The sequence below is a fragment of the Xanthomonas vasicola genome (assembly GCF_000772705.2).
GTDB classification, from domain to species: Bacteria; Pseudomonadota; Gammaproteobacteria; order Xanthomonadales; family Xanthomonadaceae; genus Xanthomonas; species Xanthomonas vasicola.
In genome coordinates this window covers 1-17,656 of record NZ_JSBW02000086.1, presented here as the reverse complement: position 1 = coordinate 17,656, position 17,656 = coordinate 1, and the positions used below count along the sequence as shown (strand labels likewise).

Here is a 17,656-nt window from a genome sequence, read left to right as displayed (position 1 = left end):
CAGGCGAGCCTGCAGAATGCCGCCGCAACGCACCGCGTGCGCCACGGCAGCGCGGCGAACCGCAGCTGCAGGCCATCCGGGCCGATCGACGCGCGCGTCCCGCGGCGGCTGATGACACCACCGATCAGGGTGGCCGCTGTAATGCGTCGCCAGCACTGGCGACGCATCTGTTTCATCCGATCTACCGCGGGCGCGCACGCACGCCTGCGGAAATGCTGCTTACTTGACCGGGCAGTCGACGCTGACTTCGGCTTCGTTGAGCGCGCCCAGCGAGACCTTCGACACCGACAGGTTCAGCGCAGCAGCGCTTTCGATGCTGGCGACCTGGGTCAGTTTGGTCACATCGGCGCCGGCCACTGCAAAGCACTTGAGCGGCGCACCGACCACTTTCCACTGGCCCTGCGGCAGCGCGGCCAGGGTCTTGCGCACATCGACGCGGCCACCGCACTTGTCGCCACAGCCCACGCCCAGCCACACCGGCGCGGTCACCGCACTGTCGCGGCGCAGGGTCAGCTGCAGCTGCACGTCGCCGTTGCTCTCACGCGAGACGTCCACCGGCTTGCCAGACACCAGCAACACACTGGACGCCGCACTGCCGGACCACACCAGACGGCGCGCATCTTCCTGCGCCTTGTGATCGACCGCGGTCATCTTCAGGCTGCCATCGGACAGACCCACGGGCAGCGTGGTCGCCGGCATATTGGCCTGGCGGGCGTTGGACAGCTGCATCGCAATGCCCAGCGCCGGCTTGCCGCGCACGAAGTACACCCCGCCCACCGACTGCTCACCGGACACGCCCGATTCTTCCGGCAACGCGGCCAGGTCGCCCTTGTCGGCGTAAGTCAGGCCGAAGCCGAACTTGAACTGCGGGTCGTAGTCCTTCTGGCCGACGTTGTTGGCGAACTGCACCGCGGTCTTCGGCCAGGAGAAGCTCAGCTTGCCCTTGAAGTCGTTCTGCACCGTGCCATCGGCCTTGCGCAGCAGCACATCGGCAATGCCCTCACCTTCGGAACCCGGCAACCACGCAGCCACGAACGCGTCGGATGCGTTGATGTACTGATTCATCCACAGCGGGCGCCCGCTCAGGAACACCGCCACCACCGGGACACCGTCGGCCTTGAGTTTCTTGATCAAGGCCAGCTCGCTCTCGTCGCCCGGCTTGTAGAGCAGGGTGGCGATATCGCCCTGGAATTCGGCATACGGGTTTTCGCCGAACACCACCACAGCCACGTCAGGCTTGGTCTTGTAGGCGCCATCCACAGCCAGCTCTGCGCTGCCGCCGGCAGCCTTGATCTGCTTGTCCAGGCCTTCCCAGATGGTGGTGCCGTTGGGGTAGTCGCTGCGCTTGGTGCCGGTGCCCTGCCAGTTCAGGGTCCAGCCGCCGGACTGCTTGCCCATGTCGTTGGCACCGTCGCCCAGCACCAGCACGCGCTTGGTCGGATCCAGCGGCAGGATGCCGGCCTGGTTCTTCAGCAGCACCAGCGACTCGCGCACCGCCTGGCGGGCGATCGCACGGTGTTCCGGTGCGCCCAGCAATTGGTACTTGCCACCGAGCGGGCGATTGGACGGCTTGCCGGCTTCGAACAGGCCCAGACGCATCTTGACGCGCAGGATGCGGCGCACGGCATCGTCCAGACGCTCGGCCGAGATCTGGCCCGACTTCACTGCGGCCAGTTCGGTTTCGTAGATGCCCTTCCAGCTGTCGGCGGCCATCGCCATGTCGACACCGGCAATGAACGAGGCCGGGCAATTTTGGTTGGTGCAGCCCTTGACCTGGCCGTGGCCATTCCAGTCGCCGACCACGAAACCGCCGAAATTCATGCGGCCCTTGAGCACGTCGGTCAGCATGACCTTGTTGCCGTGCATCTTTTCGCCGTTGAAGCTGTTGAACGAGGCCATCACGCTCTGCGCACCAGCGGCAATTGCGGGCGGATAGCCGGCAGCGTGGATGTCGCGCATGGTGGCTTCGGACACCTTGGTGTCGCCCTGGTCCTTGCCATCGGTGGTGCCGCCGTCGCCGACGAAATGCTTCACCGACGAAATGACGTGGCTACCGTCCAGGAACTGCGGCGTGCCCGGCACGCCCTGCACGCCTTCGACCATCTTGCCGGCGAAGCTAGCCACCACGTCCGGCGACTCGGAATAGCCTTCGTAGGTGCGGCCCCAGCGGTCGTCCTGCGGCACGGCCACTGTTGGCGCGAAGGTCCACTCCATGCCGGTGACGCGGGTTTCGGCAGCGGTGACTTCGCCGATCTTCTTGATCAGGTCCGGGTTGCGCGTGGCACCCAGGCCAATGTTGTGCGGAAACAGCGTGGCGCCGACGATGTTGCTCTGGCCGTGCACCGCATCGATGCCGAAGATGATCGGAATCGCATTGCCGCCCTTGGAGCTGTCCATCGACGCCTCATAGAACGCGTCGGCCAGCTTCAACCATTCGGTCGGGCTGGCGTTGTATTTGCCGCCGGGATCGGAATTGCCGCCGGCCAGCACCGAACCGATGCGGTATTTGCGCACGTCGTCCGGGGTCATGCTGGCGATGTCGCCCTGGATGGTCTGAGCGACCTTTTCTTCCACGCTCATCTTGGCCATCACATCGGTGATGCGCTGCTCTAATGCCGCGTCATGCGCGAACGGCCACTTCGGCGACGGCCACTGGTCCGGATGGATGGTGGTCGACGACTCGGCAGGCGCGGTGGTCGGTGCGGTCTTGCTCGCCTCGGCAGCGGTGTCCTTGCCTTGGCAGGCGGCCAACATCAGCACCGCCGCAGCGGTTGCCAGGCAGAGGGTGCGACGCGCGACGGGCGCGGCGGTACGACGGAGCAGCTTGTCCAAGATTTGGTTCTCCAGGGTGGTTCTCCCACGGCGATGCGTTGCGCCGCAGGCCATTAGGCGGCGTACGCTTGCGTGATTCCCCTACCCTGTCAACCAAAGCTGACCGTATGCCAATCCACGGGTAACTTATTGGACGCGGCTATAGCCTTGGAATACCGATAGCAGCGGTGAAACCGCGCAAAACCACCTAATCCGCTGCCGCGCCAGGCATTGACGGACCAGGTACTTTGCTGCGCCGCACCACCTGCAGATTTGATCAGTGCGCAGCACATGCATGTATTTGCCCCCCCGCCAGCGCTCGCTTACGTCGCAGCATGCGAAGGCCGGCCAATGGGTGAGACCGTCGTCAAACAACTGTCATATCGCTGGCCTAGCGTGATCGGCTTGCCGATGCGCCGTTGCCATCGTTGATCGTTGCCTTTGCCTGGAGTTTCGATGTCTGCCTCCCCCAACCCCTCCCGTCGTCGCCTGATGCAGTTGCTGGCGGCTGTTCCCCTGTTGCCGCTGGGCAACGCCAGCGCCGCCGCCCTCCAGCAACTTGGCGGTGCGGCATCGGCCGCGCGCCCGCTGCGACCATCGGACAATCCGACCCGCCTGGTCTCGGCCACCTTCCACGGCATGCCGGCACCGAGCTTGGCCAACCCGGCGGCCATGGCTACCACCACGGTCGGCTCGGCACTCAGCGTGACCCGCAGCGACGGCAGCACGCAGCGCTATGCGCTGGCCTACCACCCGTTCTTCATTACCGGCGACCAAGTGCCGGACGGCAACGGCGGCACCGTGCTGGCAGGCGGCTATTACGACATCCAGCATCGCCCGATCATCGACCGCTCCAAACCTGGTGCCGAACGTCCGTTCTTTTCCGATTGCCCGGACGGCTCCTCGCTGCTGACCCTGCCCCATGCCAAAGTGCCGGGCGTCAAAGGCAACCACGTGTTCGCGGTGGTGCAGTTCGAATACACCACCCGCGACCAGGCCGGCAATGACACCAACCGCCACCTGCCCGCGCCGATCGCGGTGCTGACGCTGGATCAGGATCCGGCCACCGGCAAGCTCTCGCTGGTGAAGTACCACAACGTCGATACCGCGCCAGTGCATGGGCTATGGACCACCTGCGGCGCCAGCCTGTCGCCGTGGAATACCCACCTGTCCAGCGAAGAGTACGAGCCCGACGCCACCGCATTGGCCGGCAACACCCAGTTCCGCAGCTACAGCACGCATCTGTACGGCAACCCGGAAAAAGCCAATCCCTACCACTACGGCCATCTACCGGAAATCACCGTACACCCGGACGGCACCGGCAGCGTGCGCAAGCACTATTGCCTGGGCCGCATCTCGCACGAACTGGTGCAGGTGATGCCCGACCAACGCACCGTGTTGATGGGCGACGACGCCACCAATGGCGGACTCTTCATGTTTATCGCCGACCGCAAGGCGGACCTCTCTGCCGGCACCTTGTATGTCGGCAAGTGGCACCAGACCTCGGGCATCGGCCCGGGTGCGGCCACGCTGAGCTGGATCAAGCTCGGCCACGCCACCAGTGCCGAGATCCAGGCCATGGCCGACCGCCTCACCGCCGCCGACATCCTCGACGTGCACCTGAGCGACCCGGGCGATGCCGCGTTCACCAAGATCCCGTTCAACGGCACCTTCAACTGGATCCGCATCAAGCCCGGCATGGAAAAGGCCGCCACCTATCTGGAAACCCATCGCTATGCCGCGCTGGCCGGCGGTAGCCTGGGCTTCACCAAGCTCGAAGGCACCACCGTCAACGCGCATGACAAGGTCGCCTACATGGCGATGTCCTACATCGTCACCAGCATGCTCAACGGCTCGGGCGATGTAAAAGTACAAGGCCCAGAAGCCGGTGCGGTCTATGCCTTAAACCTACGTGGCGGCCAGCGCGACAGTCACGGCGCGCCGATCCACAGCGACTGGGTGCCGATCGACATGGCCGCGCCGGCCGCGCTCACCGGCCACAACCTGGCCAAGGCCGATGCGCTGGGCAATCTGGCCGACCCGGACCGGATCGCCAACCCGGACAACCTCAAATTCTCCGAGTCGCTGCGCACCTTGTTTATCGGCGAAGACAGCAGCCTGCACGTCAACAATTTCCTGTGGGCCTACAACGTGGACAGCGGCACGCTGACGCGCGTGCTGTCGGTGCCGGCGGGCGCCGAATCGACCGGCCTGCACGCCGTCGACGAGATCCACGGCTGGACTTATGTGATGAGCAACTTCCAGCACCCCGGCGATTGGGAGAGCCCGCTGCACGACACCGTCAAGGCTATGCTGGACCCGCTGGTCCGCGCCAACTACAAGGATCGCTTCGGTGGAGCCGTGGGTTATCTCACCGGCGACCCGGTGGCGGTGCAGTTGGGCAAGGCCTAAGCCTGCAGTACGACCGCTCGCAGTGCGCACAGAAGCGCTGCGAGCGGTCGTTGGAACATACGCAGGTTTGCGTTGCTGCGCGGGTCCGACCGACCCGCGCTCTGGCGAGCCCTCGCCGTTAGCAATCGACGCCTTCCGAATAACGCAAACCGGGGCCTGTCAGCACGCGCCGCAGACACGCGGCACCGACGCACGTCCAATGCATAGCGCGCAACAGCGATTGCGTCGCCATCCCGTCGGTCGAGTTAGGCCAGCCTCGCGCACTCGGCGCGGGGGCGCACGTCAGGGCATGCGGTGCGTCTCCAGCGCCGCCATCACGATGGGCTTGGCCCAATCGGGCACCTGCACCAATTCTTCCGGCGTTTGCGGGTAATGCAGGCCGAGGCGGTCCAATTCCAGTACCAGCATCGGCGACGCCTGCCCCGCCGCGTCGGCCGGTGCGCTGTTGTCGTAAACATGCAGCACTGCCAGATGCGGCAGCAACGCGATCAAGTTGGCACGCGAGGTGTCGTAACGCTCGCGGATCTTGTGTTCGGGAATGGCGTGACCGCCGGCCGCAACGCGCGCGGCCACACGCTGGATATGCAGGTCCACCGTCGCCAACCCGCGGAACCAGACCGCCACTGTGTGCTGCGCGCACGCCTCGCGCAGCAGGCGCGGAATGGTCGTCGCACCCAGCGTGGTTTCGAACGCGAAATCGCTGCCATCGGCCATGGCTTGGCGAAGCCGCCGCACGCCTTCTTCCCAGGCCTGCGCGTTCGCCTCTGCAGGCGCCCAGCCTTGCTCGATCAGTTCTTTGGTAAACGCATCGGGATTGAACCAGGTAGCGCCATCCTCCTGCAGAAAACGGCCCAACAACGAACTCTTGCCGGCGCCGTTGACGCCGGCCAGCACCAGGAGATTGCCCATCGGTTACAGCGACGGGCCCAGGGTGACCTTGCGGCCGCGGCGTGCCGGCGTGGCGATCGCCTTGGCCAGGCCTGCACCTTCAGTGGCTGCCGCAAGATGCGCATCGAACTTCGCCTGCAACACCTGCAGCGATTGCGCACGCGCCGAGGCCGCTGCCGCCGCACTCGCCTGATTGACCAGGCGCCGATACTCCTCGGCATCCACCACCACCGCCTCGGGGTGATTGTGGTTGGTGATGACCACCGCCCCGTGCGATCGCACCTTGCGCATCAGGCTGGGCCAGCCCTTCACCTTGATGTCGGCGGCGGGGGATTTTTCGAGCTCGGGCAAATCCTGGAAGCGCGACATGGCGGCAGTCCGGCGCGGAGTAATAGCGATCAGCCTACTCTCAAATTCCCAATTTAGGAAATTTGTCTATTTTGGCCTCAGCGCAGTCGGTCATATCGTCCAAATAAAAACGGGGCCCGCAGGCCCCGTTCTCTGTAAGCGCGATGCGCAATGCTCAGCCGCGCAGCTTGCTCAGCAGCTCGCGCGTCACCGGGTCGGCCACATCGGCCGATTCGCCTTTCAGCGCCGGCAGCAACTGGCTGGCCAGCTGCTTGCCCAGCTCCACGCCGAACTGATCGAACGCATTGATGCCCCACATCACCGACTGCACGTACACGCTGTGCTCGTACATCGAGATCAGCGCGCCCAGCGCCTGCGGGGTGAGCGCATCGAGCAGGATTACCGTACTTGGACGCCCGCCGGGATAACTGCGGTGCGGGTCGCTGCTGTCCTGGCCGTTGGCCAGCGCCTCGGTCTGCGCGAGCACATTGGCCATCAGCGCGACGTGGTTTTCCGCGTACGGGTCGTCGTTGTGCACGGTGCCAATGAAATCGGCCGACACCACGCTGGTGCCCTGGTGCAGCGCCTGAAAGAAGCTGTGCTGTACATCGGTGCCCGCACCGCCCCACCACACCGCCACCGTGTCGCTGTCCACCGCCGAGCCGTCGAGCTTGACGCGCTTGCCCAGGCTCTCCATCACCAACTGCTGCAGATACGCCGGCAGCAAGGCCAGGCGTTGGTCATAGGTCATCACCGCATGCGTGGCGCTCCCGAGCAGGTTGCGGTTCCACACCGCGGTCAGGCCGTGCAGCACCGCGACGTTTTCTTCCAGCGGCGTATTGAGCACATGCGCATCGAACTGCGCGGCGCCTTCCAGCAAGTGTTCGAAACGTTCGAAGCCGATCGCCAATGCAATCGGGAAGCCCACCGTCGACCACAGCGAATAACGCCCGCCCACCCAGTCCCACATCGGCAGCACGCGGCCGGGTGCGATGTCGAAGGCCTTGGCGGCGCGCTCGGGATTGGCACTGACTGCGTACAGCCGCTCGCTGCCACCGAGCCAGGCATGCAGGATGCTACCGTTGAGCAGGGTTTCCTGGGTGCCGAAGGTCTTGGAAATCAGGATGCCGGCGGTGCGTGCCGGGTCCAGCGTGGCCAGCGTACGCTGCATCGCTGCGCCATCCACATTGGAGACAAAATGCACGCGGAAGCGCGCACCGGACGGCGCACGCAACGCATCGGCAACCAGACGCGGGCCCAGGTCCGAGCCACCGATGCCGACACTGACGATATCGGTGACGTCGGTGGCTTCCAGTTGCTGGATCAATGCACCCATGCGTTGGCGCACGTCGGCAGCGGTGGCATAGGCCTCCGATGCCACCGGCGCGTCGGTCAAATCGCCACGCAACGCGGTGTGCAAGGCCGCGCGCTGTTCGGTGACGTTGACCTGCTCGCCACGGAACAGGCGCTGGAATGCGCCGGCTAGATCGCGCTCGCGGGCGATGGCGAACAAGGCATCCAGCGCGGCGCGGTCGTACTTCTGCCGGGCGAAATTGAAATACAACGGACCGACTTGCCTGGCGTATTGCGTCGGCCGTTCCGGCTCGGCGGCAAGCAATGCGGGGATGGCAGCGCCGCGCAGGCGCTGGGCGTGGGCGTGAAGCGCGTCGAATCCGTTGGTGTGTGTCATGCGGCCTGCGTGGGGATGCTGTGGTTGGTGTGGGAGATCGCGTTGTGCGCGTTCACATATACCAGATTGGGCTTAAAGGTCTTGGCTTCGTCTTCGCTCATGCTGGCGAATGCCGCCACGATGATCAGATCGCCCACCTGCACATGACGCGCAGCGCCGCCGTTGAGCGACATGATGCCGCTGCCGTCTTCGGCGCGGATGGCATAGGTGCTGAAACGCGCACCGTTGGTGACGTCCCAGATATGGACCTGTTCGAATTCGCGGATGCCGGTCGCTTCCAGCAGCAGGCCGTCGATAGCGATCGAGCCTTCGTAGTTGAGCTCGGAGTGGGTGACGGTGGCGCGGTGGATCTTGGCTTTCAGCAGGGACAGATGCATGGACGCAGGCAACGACAAAAGGAAAGCCGGCATTTTAGCGGAAAGCGCTCGTCCCCACCGGTTCGCGCCGCGGCCGGTGGTGAGGGCTTCAGGCGCGCGCTGCGCGAAGGCGCACATGCACTGGCGCGCTGGCGCTACCAGCCGAGCTCAGGCGCTGCGCACGCAGCGTCAGCCTGCTCAGAATTCCAGGTTGTCGATCAAACGCGTGTTGCCCAGGCGGGCCGCGATCAAGGCCACGCGCGCACCGGTGTGGCTGTCGCCCGGCTCGCTCAAGTCGGGCAAACGCACAACCGCGTAATCGACCCGGAAGCCGGCTTGCTCCAGCGCGTGGCTGGCGGCGTCTTCCACTTGCGCGCGCGGTGTACCGGCGGCGTAGCTGTCGCGCATCTGCAGCAGCACCTTGCGGATCTTGGTCGAGGTCGGGCGCTCTTCGGCCGACAGATACTGGTTGCGCGAGCTCATCGCCAGACCATCGGCCTCGCGCACGATGCTGCCGCCCAGGATCTCGATCGGAAACGCCAGGTCGGCCACCATCTGCCGGATCACCGCCAACTGTTGGTAATCCTTCTTGCCGAAGGCGGCCACGTCTGGCTGCACCTGGTTGAACAACCGTGCCACCACGGTGCACACGCCATCGAAATGCCCCGGCCGGCATTCACCTTCCAGCACATCGCTGACGCCGGGCGCGTGGATCGGTGTGGCCAGTGCGGTGCCGAGCGGATACATGGTGCCCACGTCCGGCAACCACAGTGCATCGCAGCCGGCATCTTCCAGGCCACGCCGATCGGCCTCGGGCGTGCGCGGGTAGCGCGCGAAATCTTCATTCGGCCCGAACTGGGTCGGGTTGACGAACACGCTGGAGACCACGCGGTCGGCGTACTGGCGCGCCAGCATCACCAGCGAATAATGCCCGGCGTGCAAGTTGCCCATGGTGGGCACCAGCGCCACACGCAGGCCCTCGCGCTTCCAGCCATTGACCAGGGCACGCAGCGCGGAAAGATCGGTGAGTGTCTGGATCATGCGGCGTACGCGTGCTCTGCATCGGGGAAGCTGCCGTCGCGCACGGCCTGCGCGTAGGCACGCACCGCGCCGGCGACCGAGCCGCCTTCGGCGAGAAAATCCTTGACGAACTTCGGCCGGCGATGGCCGCTGTCCAGGCCCAGCATGTCGTGCATCACCAGCACCTGGCCGTCGCAGCCGGGGCCGGCGCCGATGCCGATGGTGGGCACGCTGAGTTCGGCGCTGATCTGCGCGGCAATCGGCGTCGGCACGCATTCCAGCACCACCAGACTGGCGCCGGCATCGACCACTGCCTGCGCATCACGGCGCAACTGCTCGCCGGCTTCGCCCCGGCCCTGTACCTTGTAGCCGCCGAAACGCAGCACCGATTGTGGGGTTAGCCCCAAATGGGAGCAGACCGGAATCTCACGCTCGACCAGGTAACGAATGACCTCGAGCTTGTGCCCGGCGCCTTCGATCTTGACCATCTCTGCGCCGGCCTGCAGCAGCTGGGTGGCGGCATCCAATGCACGCTCGGGGGTGGCGTCGGCCTGGAACGACAGGTCGGCCACTAGCAACGCGCGATCGAGCGCACGGGCCACCGCGGCGGTGTGGTAGACCATGTCGGCTGTGGTCACCGGCAAGGTCGACTCGTGCCCCTGCACCACCATGCCGAGCGAGTCGCCGACCAGGATCAGGTCCACGCCATTGACATCGAAGGTGCGCGCGAAGCTGGCGTCGTACGCGGTCAACATGACCAGTTTTCGACCCTCGCGCTTGGCCTGCGCCAAGGCGGGCACGGTCCAGGGCTTGCTATCGGCGTGGCTGCTCATGAAGTCATTACGTGGGGTGATAAGCCGACCATTATCTACCCAATCGGCTCCAGCCCGCAGGTATCGATGGTTTGCAGGGCGTGCCGCACTGTTCCATGGCCTGGGATGATTGCCTCCGGCGCCAGCTCGGACAGCGGCAGCAGTGCGAAGGCACGCGCCTGCAGATGCGGATGCGGTACCTGCAATTGCGGCAGATCAATCACCTGCTCGGCGTACAGCAGCAGGTCCAGATCCAGCGTGCGCGGGCCCCAGCGCTCGCCGGCGCGACGCTCGCGGCCGAATGACTGTTCGATGCCGAGCAAGGCCTCCAGCAGCGGCAGCGGCGCGAGGCCGGTGCGCAGCTGCGCCACGGCATTGATGAAATCGGGTTGATCTTCGCGGCCCCAGGCCGGCGTGCGGTATAAGCGCGAGGCGGCGATCAGTGTGGTCTGCGGCACCGCGCCGAGCGCGGTGATGGCCGCGCGCACGCTGGCCTCGGCCGGGCCCAGGTTGGCACCAAGGCCGACAAAGGCGGTCTGCATGCCTTACTCGCCTGCAGGCGCGCCGGTGCGGCGGCGGCGGCGGCGGCGCTTGCGCGGTGCGCCCTCCTCGCCTTCCAGGTCGACCTGCGCCGATTCGATCGCATCCACCAGCTCCTGGCCGGACGACTTTTGCGCCTCACGCCAGAACTCCACATCGGCGGCGTGATCAGGCGAAGCGAACTGGCGCAGCACCAGGAAATCGAACGCCGCGCGGAAGCGCGGATGCGACAAGGTGCGGAACACCCGCTTGCGCTGACGCGACGAGAAGCGCGTCTGCATCAGCCAGATTTCCTGCATCGGCAGCGAGAAGCGGCGTGGCAACGCCACGCGCTCCAGCTGATGCAAGGTCACGCGGTCGGCCGCGCGGCGCTGCGCATCTTCCGGTTGCACGCCTTGCGCCTGCAGCCCCATCAAGGTGCGGCAGAACGCCGGCCACAGCAGCAACGCAAACAGGAATGCTGGCGACACTGGTTCGTCGTTGGCCACGCGTGCATCGGTGTTGCGCAGGCCTTCCAGCACCATGGCGCGTAACGCGCCGCTGCGGTTAGATTTCAATGCTGCCGCGCTTTCGGGAAACAGCGCGCCGAACAGGCCATAACGCTCCAAGCCTTCGAAGCTGGCCACGCCATGCCCGGAAAGGAACAGCTTGAGAATTTCTTCGAACAGTCGCGCGGGCGCGGCTTCGGACAACAGCCCGGCCAGACGCGGAATCGGCTCGGCGGTGCCGGCTTCGATCTCGAAGTCCAACTTGGCCGCCAGGCGCACCGCGCGCAGCATGCGCACCGGGTCTTCCTGGTAGCGCAGCTCCGGGTCGCCGATCAACTTCATCAGGCGCGCCTGCACATCTTCGAAGCCGCCGCAGTAGTCGCGTACCGAGAAATCTTCGATGGCGTAGTACAGGGCGTTGCAAGTGAAGTCGCGGCGGATCGCGTCGTCTTCGATGGTGCCGTAAACGTTGTCCCGCACCAGTCGGCCGTTATCGAGTTCGCGGTCGCCGCTGCCATCGTCGCTATTGGCGCGAAAGGTGGCCACTTCGATGATTTCGCGGCCGAACACCACGTGCGCCAGCCGAAAACGGCGGCCGATCAGGCGGCAGTTGCGGAACAGCGCCTTGACCTCTTCCGGCGTGGCACTGGTGGCAACGTCGAAATCCTTGGGGTGGTGGCCGACCAGCAGATCGCGGACCGCACCGCCGACCAGATAAGCACCGAAGCCCGATTCGCGCAGGCGGTAAAGCACGCGCAGCGCATTGGGGCTGATGTCCTTGCGCGAGATGGTGTGCTGATCGCGTGGGATGACGCGCAGCGTGAACGGAGATGTAACTGAGGGTTCGATGATGGCGCTTCCGTCTTGTGTTGCAGGATTGCCCAACGGCTATTACCTCACTATACTAGCGCGCTGCACAAGACGTGACAAAAGCGCTCCCTTCGTCTAATGGTTAGGACGTGGCCCTCTCAAGGCTAAAACAGGGGTTCGAGCCCCCTAGGGAGCACCACCTCTCGTCTCGCTGTAGAAACGCCAGAGCCCCGCATTGCGGGGCTTTTGCGTTGTGGCGCAGGTGTTGGCAAGTGTGCTGGACTGCACTGCCGTGCTGCAGGCCGCGACGATCTCCGCCGCATACCGTGGTCTGAGCATGACCGCTCGGCCGACGAAGTGGTCGAGGCTGGTTGCCGGCCCGTATCGACAGGTGGATTGCATCGAATGCGCGCCATGTGGCAGTGCTTGTCGGGATGAGATGAGGCCCCGACCCAACACGCCGCAGCTAATGCGCGTGCATCTTTCGGGCGCATCGCGCGCTGAGGGTTAGACGACGTATCGATCGCCGTTGCATCGGTTAGATCAGCCACATCAGCACGAAGAAAACAGACGGGTCTGATAGCAACATGCCACGCAGGCCGCGTTTGCCCTTCTTCGTTGAGACAGCCGACCTGCCTGGTTGTGTGCCATTCGCAGTGGCCGCCTTGGCAATTTGCAGTACCTGACGCCTGCTTACACCGCTATTGGGAAGGCGTCTCGTCATCGCTGCCGGATTCGGCAACAGCGTCATGGGCATGCAGGCTTTCCAGATGACGTACCGCCACATGAAACCTCGCATAGTGCTCGACCAGCACCTGGCGCAGGCGTCGCGCTGCGTCTTCCACATACATGAGGTTCGCGCCGTTCAAGCGCGCAAATGCCTGTTCGTCGGGCCGCCGCACCGCGGCCTGCACCGGCGTCGCCAACGCCTGCTCGCATAGACCGATCAGTTGCTGGATTGCGAAGCCCTGCGCATCCACGGGCAGATCTACACGCACCTGCGCCACGCTGCGCTGGCTGTGCGGGGTGGCGAAAGAACCGCGATCCTGCAGCCACTGCGCAACCTCTTGCAGCGGCAGCGCATCGCGCCCGGCGTACTGCTGCACGAACGCATCGCGCAGCAACTGCCGCGACAACGCCGCCGAACAGGGGCAGGTGGACGCGTACAGCACCTCGACTTGTAGCTGGATCGTGGCGCGCCCCGCCCTGCACTGCGCGGCGATGTGCACCGGATAGGCACGCCAGCCGCTTAGTCCCTCGCTGCGCAATGCCGGCACGCGCAGCATCACTTCGAAGCTGAGCGTCAGCCGTGCCGCGCGGCTTGCGCAATCACTATGACTTTCGACCAGTGCCTGCAGCAGCTGCGACAACATTGCCGGCGACAAGGGCTGCTGCAGATGCAGATCCAGCAGGCGATACAGCCGCGACATGTGGATGCCTTTGAGCTCGACACGGGGCAGATCGACCTGCACACTGGCGCGGGCGGCAAGGTCGCCACCATCAGTGTCCAGATGCACGGGAATCGCGATGTCCTGCATGCCGACCCACCGCAAGGGCGCGCTCAGCGTGGATGGTTCAGTCACAGCAACATCGGGAAGCGTGGCGGACATCAGGCACTCGTTGGAGAATAAAAAAGATGATCGCGCCTCAGGAGCGACCGGGAAACGCAGCGAAGTAGTCGTCGATTCCCGCGTGCAGCGTATGTGCGAGTTCGTCCTGATGCGTATCGCCACACAAACGCTGGCAATCGTCGCGATTGCTCATGAAGCCGGTTTCCACCAGCAGCGATGGGATATCCGGCGACTTCAGCACCGCAAAACCTGCCTGCCCGACCTGGTTTTGATGCAGATGCGTCACCTGCTGCAGGCGCTCCAGCATCAACGTACCGAAGGCCAGGCCGCTGGCGATGGTGCCGCTTAGCGACAAGTCGGCCAGCACCTGCGACAACACCGGGTTGCTCGGCACCCGAAGCAGGCGCGCGGTGTCGCCCATGTCGTCGGCAGCGTTTTCGCTATCGGCAATCCAGCGGGCAAGTGCAGAGCTCGTGCCAGTCTGCGATAGCGCAAACACCGATGCGCCGCGCGCTTCGCGCGTTGGCGCGGCATCGGCATGGATGGAGACGAACAGATCCGCGCTGTGGCGATGCGCGATCAACACGCGCTCGTGCAGCGGCACGAAGCCGTCATCGCTGCGGATCATGGTGGGCCAATAGCGCGCATCGGCCGCCAAGCGCTGATGTAGCCGCTTAGCTACTGCCATGGCCACATGTTTTTCGTAACGCGCATCGGCACTGACCGCGCCCGGATCCTTGCCGCCGTGGCGGCGTCGATGGTGACCACATAGGGCTGCAGGCGCGAGCGGGTCGGCTCCGATGGCTCCGCCTGCCCCCTCGGCGCTGCCGCTGCAGCACCGCCACTCGCGGACAGCGCCACGCTGCCGGGCATGGCGGCAAGCTCCAGCACCAGCGCACCGCCTTCCCAACGCAGATTGGTTGAACATGGCTGCTGCAGATCCAGCACCACGCGTAGCCCATCCAGATGTAGCTCACTGCGTATGCGCGTCACCGCAGCACCCGCGGGCACCGGATCCATGCGCGGCGACTGCAACGAAACGCCGGAGAGATCGATGACCAAGCGCTCGGGATTGGACAGGTTAAAGCTGCGATAGGCCATCTGCGCGCCCAGCTCCAGCCGCAGGCGCAGCGATTCGCCCTGCTGCTGCACGCTGCATCCCCGCAAGACTGGAAGTCCTTGTGCAGGCCCCAACGCCGGCGAAAGCATCAATGCAGCAGCCCCGCCCAGTACTAGGTGGCGGCGCCTCATCACGCCTTCCCCCTCAAAGCCGGAGCAATCGACACCCAAGCAATCGACCCGCCGCGGCAGACGGCAGTACAAAACGCGGCGCGATTCAAGACAGCACATCCAACACAAGGGGAGGCATGACACGGGGGCCAGACTACACGGCGGCGGAGATGTGTTATACTGTAACATAAATTCAGGGAAGGCAGATCAGCCGCTCCTATCCTGCGCTCTTGCGTTCATCTTCCCGTCCCCAAATTGGAAGGCGCGGCCATACGCCACGCCTAAATGCCTTTATCACTGTGACGAAGTCGATTGCGCACAGACGATGACCCGTTCGTTTCCCGGACGACTCGCCGAGTGTCGTGCGTTTACATAGAAAACCTAATAACTTCTACGCGGACGGGTCACGCATTATTCGAATAACCCGCTACTTGCCACAGAGTTCTGTGACTGTAAAAACCCAGCCCTCCCAATCTCTATAACCGTGGCACCAAGAACATGCACAGTAATGATTTCAGTCTATGATGAAATCTGTCAGCCTCGGCATTCCACACAATATAAAAAAATAAAAAGGCAGCAAAAGTTATGAAAGTGAACTCAGGAGAGCTGACACCTACTCAAGAGTCAACACATTGACACAAGGCAAGTGCAATGAATTTTGACTTAGCCACTAACGTAACTACAGAGAAACACGTACCGTAGGCATGCCTGAATTGCAGGCGAACGTTTCCCATAAACGGGAGAAGGCGAAGTCATGGACATGAAGGCGAAGCTGGCATTTGAGACCCTAGGTACCGTCGCCATCGCGATGCTGGCGGGTACCGGATCAGCAAGTGCATGCTGTCCAGGCGATGGAACAGTTACCACGCTGGCTGCCACGGGCCTGGGCGAGTCCGTGCCCCACGCAACCAATCTTGCGGCAGATCCGACATGGCGGATCTATGAATTTCAACGCGAGGGCATGCTGTATCTGCAGATTAATGATGCAACTGGCGTAGTGCGTGGCGCGGTTGGTCGCGCAGGCGAAGTTCTGTGGGTGCTGCCGATGGGTAAGGACGTCAATCGTGTGACGGTTTCGACATTGACGGTCCCAACGCTCGCACAATTGGTTTATCAGACCGACAATTTCACGGTGCATCTCATCCCGGGCACCGCTGGAGAGCGCTGGATTGTCACACGGACGAAGTGATCGAGACTGGCTCGGCGAGTAGCAGACTGAGGGTTCGCGTATGGCGGCGGCGAAACATACCGCCATGCGCTTTTAGTCGCGTCCGCAATTCGGCACTCGCTTCAGTTGTGTCGCGCTGCACTATATCCAGCAATAAACTATCAGCGAAGATCCTGATAACAACGCCCTGTGAACCCCCACTTTTCCATGTGCGAGCTTGCACAAGGTGCCGCTCAGCTTGTGGAAGCATTTCGAACGCGTTGAGCGCGCACCTATACGCGGCCAGCTGCAAGCCAAGTGATAGATCGCCACAATGACCACGCAGCGCGTGATGGATCTCAGTGTTATAGAACCTCGCCAGTACGGGTGAGCGCAGCGCCTGATACACGCCATGCGTCTCGATTTCTAGCGGATATAACCCCGCGACATATTCATGCAGCAGTCGGGACTCAATGACTCCTGCCCTAGTCATTTCCATGGCTGCGGCGTGATGCCCACGCTCACGCAGCTGCGCAACACAATCCTTGCGCAACCGATTTATATGAACGTTTATATCAGAATAATCCACCACGCGATTGCGAAGGGTGCGCTCTGCAGCCAGATAGCCCGCCTGAGCAAACTGCAAAGCTTCCAGTTGTGCCTGCTCCTGGTTCCCTGCCTGCGTGTATGCAAAGGCCAACCGTGAACCGAGGACAAAGAGTCCCGTCGCAATCACTGCAATCAGTAGCTGAACACTGAACAATTCGGAGTCATATGCGGCGATTCCGTACTTCGACCTAGACAACGCTGCAATTAGGTTTGCCAGCAAGGCGCCAACCGCGGCTCCCCGCCAGCCATGACGGAGCGTCAGGACGATTGCTGGCCCAATAAGCGACACCATCAAAATCTGTCGCAGCAGTGGCTCAGGGACAACATTGGCGGTGCAAAATAATGCCGCCATCGCACATCCGGCAAATGCGCTGTCACGCACCAAATCGTCACGAAGATAGCCTTCCGCACGCCGGCACCAAAGCAAACCCGGCAGCAAAAATATCAAAATGCCGAGGTATGAACCCAACCACGTTCTTAAGGATGGTCTGATCAACGCGACCGGAAAACGAAGCAACCGCATCCGCCGCGCTGAGGGCGCTCAAATCGCCGATTTTTTGCCGGTTTCGGCCGTTTGCGGGGTGTTGCCTGGGTTACAGGCACAGCTTCCCCGCAGCAGGCATTAACGCTTTGCGCGTCAGCCACAGATTCGACAGTGCAAACAGCGTCAGCACCTGTGCGGTGTTCTTCGCCAAACCGCGATAGCGCACCTTGACGTAACCAAACTGACGCTTGATCACCCGAAACGGGTGTTCCACCTTCGCACGCAGGCTGGCCTTGGTGTGCTCCCAGCGCTTGGCCAACTTCAGTTCGCGCTTGTTCTTGATCTGCTTCAGCTTCGAGCGCTTCTCCGCGATCAGGTAGCGCAACTTGCGCTTGCCCTTCATCTCATCGCGCTTCTCAAGCCCCGTATAGCCGCTGTCC

13 protein-coding genes, 1 tRNA gene and 2 pseudogenes are annotated in these 17,656 nt (G+C 63.6%); 3 read left to right on the top strand and 13 right to left on the bottom strand.

All coding sequences use genetic code 11. From position 1 onward, the window contains the following. Positions 1-219 precede the first annotated feature (219 nt). Positions 220-2,832, bottom strand: a complete 2,613-nt coding sequence (locus tag NX05_RS19105; protein ID WP_039435321.1) for a glycoside hydrolase family 3 protein — start codon at positions 2,830-2,832, stop codon at positions 220-222. A 435-nt stretch (positions 2,833-3,267) separates the two neighbouring features. Between NX05_RS19105 and NX05_RS19100 the strand changes: the two genes are divergently transcribed. Next, positions 3,268-5,223 carry a PhoX family protein gene (locus NX05_RS19100; protein ID WP_010371408.1) on the top strand — a complete coding sequence of 652 codons (1,956 nt, stop codon included), beginning with the start codon at positions 3,268-3,270 and terminating at the stop codon, positions 5,221-5,223. 282 nt (positions 5,224-5,505) lie between these two features. Here NX05_RS19100 and NX05_RS19095 read toward each other — a convergent pair whose 3' ends face one another. The 8 genes from NX05_RS19095 to pcnB all read right to left on the bottom strand — a co-directional run bounded on the left by NX05_RS19095 (position 5,506) and on the right by pcnB (position 12,250). Then, a complete protein-coding gene (locus NX05_RS19095; RefSeq protein ID WP_039435287.1) occupies positions 5,506-6,132 on the bottom strand; it encodes an ATPase in 627 nt (208 codons plus the stop codon). Between the two features lie 3 nt (positions 6,133-6,135). Beyond that, on the bottom strand, positions 6,136-6,480 hold the full coding sequence (locus NX05_RS19090; protein ID WP_010371400.1) for a type II toxin-antitoxin system prevent-host-death family antitoxin: 345 nt from the start codon (positions 6,478-6,480) through the stop codon (positions 6,136-6,138). A gap of 154 nt (positions 6,481-6,634) precedes the next feature. Then, positions 6,635-8,149, bottom strand: coding sequence for a glucose-6-phosphate isomerase (gene pgi / locus NX05_RS19085; RefSeq protein ID WP_039435290.1), 1,515 nt, complete (start codon positions 8,147-8,149; stop codon positions 6,635-6,637). Beyond that, the gene (gene panD / locus NX05_RS19080) at positions 8,146-8,526 is read right to left on the bottom strand and encodes an aspartate 1-decarboxylase (RefSeq protein ID WP_003481969.1); all 381 of its coding nucleotides are present in this window, start codon (positions 8,524-8,526) and stop codon (positions 8,146-8,148) included. The genes pgi and panD overlap by 4 nt, the downstream gene beginning before the upstream one ends. A 177-nt stretch (positions 8,527-8,703) precedes the next feature. Continuing rightward, a complete protein-coding gene (panC, locus tag NX05_RS19075; RefSeq protein ID WP_039435293.1) occupies positions 8,704-9,546 on the bottom strand; it encodes a pantoate--beta-alanine ligase in 843 nt (280 codons plus the stop codon). Next, a complete protein-coding gene (panB, locus tag NX05_RS19070; protein WP_010371380.1) occupies positions 9,543-10,358 on the bottom strand; it encodes a 3-methyl-2-oxobutanoate hydroxymethyltransferase in 816 nt (271 codons plus the stop codon). Before panB ends, panC begins: the two co-directional genes overlap by 4 nt. Positions 10,359-10,393: 35 nt before the next feature. Continuing rightward, positions 10,394-10,879 carry a 2-amino-4-hydroxy-6-hydroxymethyldihydropteridine diphosphokinase gene (gene folK, locus NX05_RS19065; RefSeq protein ID WP_010371378.1) on the bottom strand — a complete coding sequence of 162 codons (486 nt, stop codon included), beginning with the start codon at positions 10,877-10,879 and terminating at the stop codon, positions 10,394-10,396. Between the two features lie 3 nt (positions 10,880-10,882). Further along, complete coding sequence (gene pcnB, locus NX05_RS19060; protein ID WP_039435296.1) at positions 10,883-12,250, bottom strand: polynucleotide adenylyltransferase PcnB; 1,368 nt, start codon at positions 12,248-12,250, stop codon at positions 10,883-10,885. 49 nt (positions 12,251-12,299) lie between these two features. Between pcnB and NX05_RS19055 the strand changes: the two genes are divergently transcribed. Then, positions 12,300-12,374, top strand: a tRNA-Glu gene (locus tag NX05_RS19055). A gap of 502 nt (positions 12,375-12,876) precedes the next feature. Here the strand turns inward: NX05_RS19055 and folE2 are convergent. Both folE2 and NX05_RS23215 read right to left on the bottom strand, forming a co-directional pair. Continuing rightward, positions 12,877-13,785 (bottom strand): GTP cyclohydrolase FolE2, encoded by a 909-nt coding sequence (gene folE2 / locus NX05_RS19050; protein ID WP_039435300.1) that lies wholly within the window; start codon positions 13,783-13,785, stop codon positions 12,877-12,879. A gap of 37 nt (positions 13,786-13,822) precedes the next feature. Next, positions 13,823-14,997, bottom strand: a pseudogene (locus NX05_RS23215) (N-acetylmuramoyl-L-alanine amidase). A gap of 733 nt (positions 14,998-15,730) precedes the next feature. Between NX05_RS23215 and NX05_RS19035 the strand changes: the two are divergent. Beyond that, complete coding sequence (locus tag NX05_RS19035; RefSeq protein ID WP_039435307.1) at positions 15,731-16,165, top strand: hypothetical protein; 435 nt, start codon at positions 15,731-15,733, stop codon at positions 16,163-16,165. Here NX05_RS19035 and NX05_RS19030 read toward each other — a convergent pair. Together NX05_RS19030 and NX05_RS19025 are read right to left on the bottom strand one after the other, a co-directional pair. Next, positions 16,149-17,213, bottom strand: a pseudogene (locus NX05_RS19030) (MASE1 domain-containing protein); the annotation flags it as partial. The gene NX05_RS19035 and the pseudogene NX05_RS19030 sit on opposite strands and share 17 nt — an antisense overlap. A gap of 112 nt (positions 17,214-17,325) precedes the next feature. Continuing rightward, a partial coding sequence (locus tag NX05_RS19025; protein ID WP_155550126.1) for a transposase occupies positions 17,326-17,656 on the bottom strand: 331 nt, incomplete at its 5' end.

Excerpts from the sequence above, each read along its gene's own strand:
- NX05_RS19100 (WP_010371408.1), top strand. The coding sequence starts at position 3,268 with ATGTCTGCCTCCCCCAACCCCTCCCGTCGTCGCCTGATGCAGTTGCTG.
- NX05_RS19095 (WP_039435287.1), bottom strand. The coding sequence starts at position 6,132 with ATGGGCAATCTCCTGGTGCTGGCCGGCGTCAACGGCGCCGGCAAGAGT.
- NX05_RS19090 (WP_010371400.1), bottom strand. The coding sequence starts at position 6,480 with ATGTCGCGCTTCCAGGATTTGCCCGAGCTCGAAAAATCCCCCGCCGCC.
- pgi (WP_039435290.1), bottom strand. The coding sequence starts at position 8,149 with ATGACACACACCAACGGATTCGACGCGCTTCACGCCCACGCCCAGCGC.
- panD (WP_003481969.1), bottom strand. The coding sequence starts at position 8,526 with ATGCATCTGTCCCTGCTGAAAGCCAAGATCCACCGCGCCACCGTCACC.
- panC (WP_039435293.1), bottom strand. The coding sequence starts at position 9,546 with ATGATCCAGACACTCACCGATCTTTCCGCGCTGCGTGCCCTGGTCAAT.
- panB (WP_010371380.1), bottom strand. The coding sequence starts at position 10,358 with ATGAGCAGCCACGCCGATAGCAAGCCCTGGACCGTGCCCGCCTTGGCG.
- folK (WP_010371378.1), bottom strand. The coding sequence starts at position 10,879 with ATGCAGACCGCCTTTGTCGGCCTTGGTGCCAACCTGGGCCCGGCCGAG.
- folE2 (WP_039435300.1), bottom strand. The coding sequence starts at position 13,785 with ATGTCCGCCACGCTTCCCGATGTTGCTGTGACTGAACCATCCACGCTG.
- NX05_RS19035 (WP_039435307.1), top strand. The coding sequence starts at position 15,731 with ATGGACATGAAGGCGAAGCTGGCATTTGAGACCCTAGGTACCGTCGCC.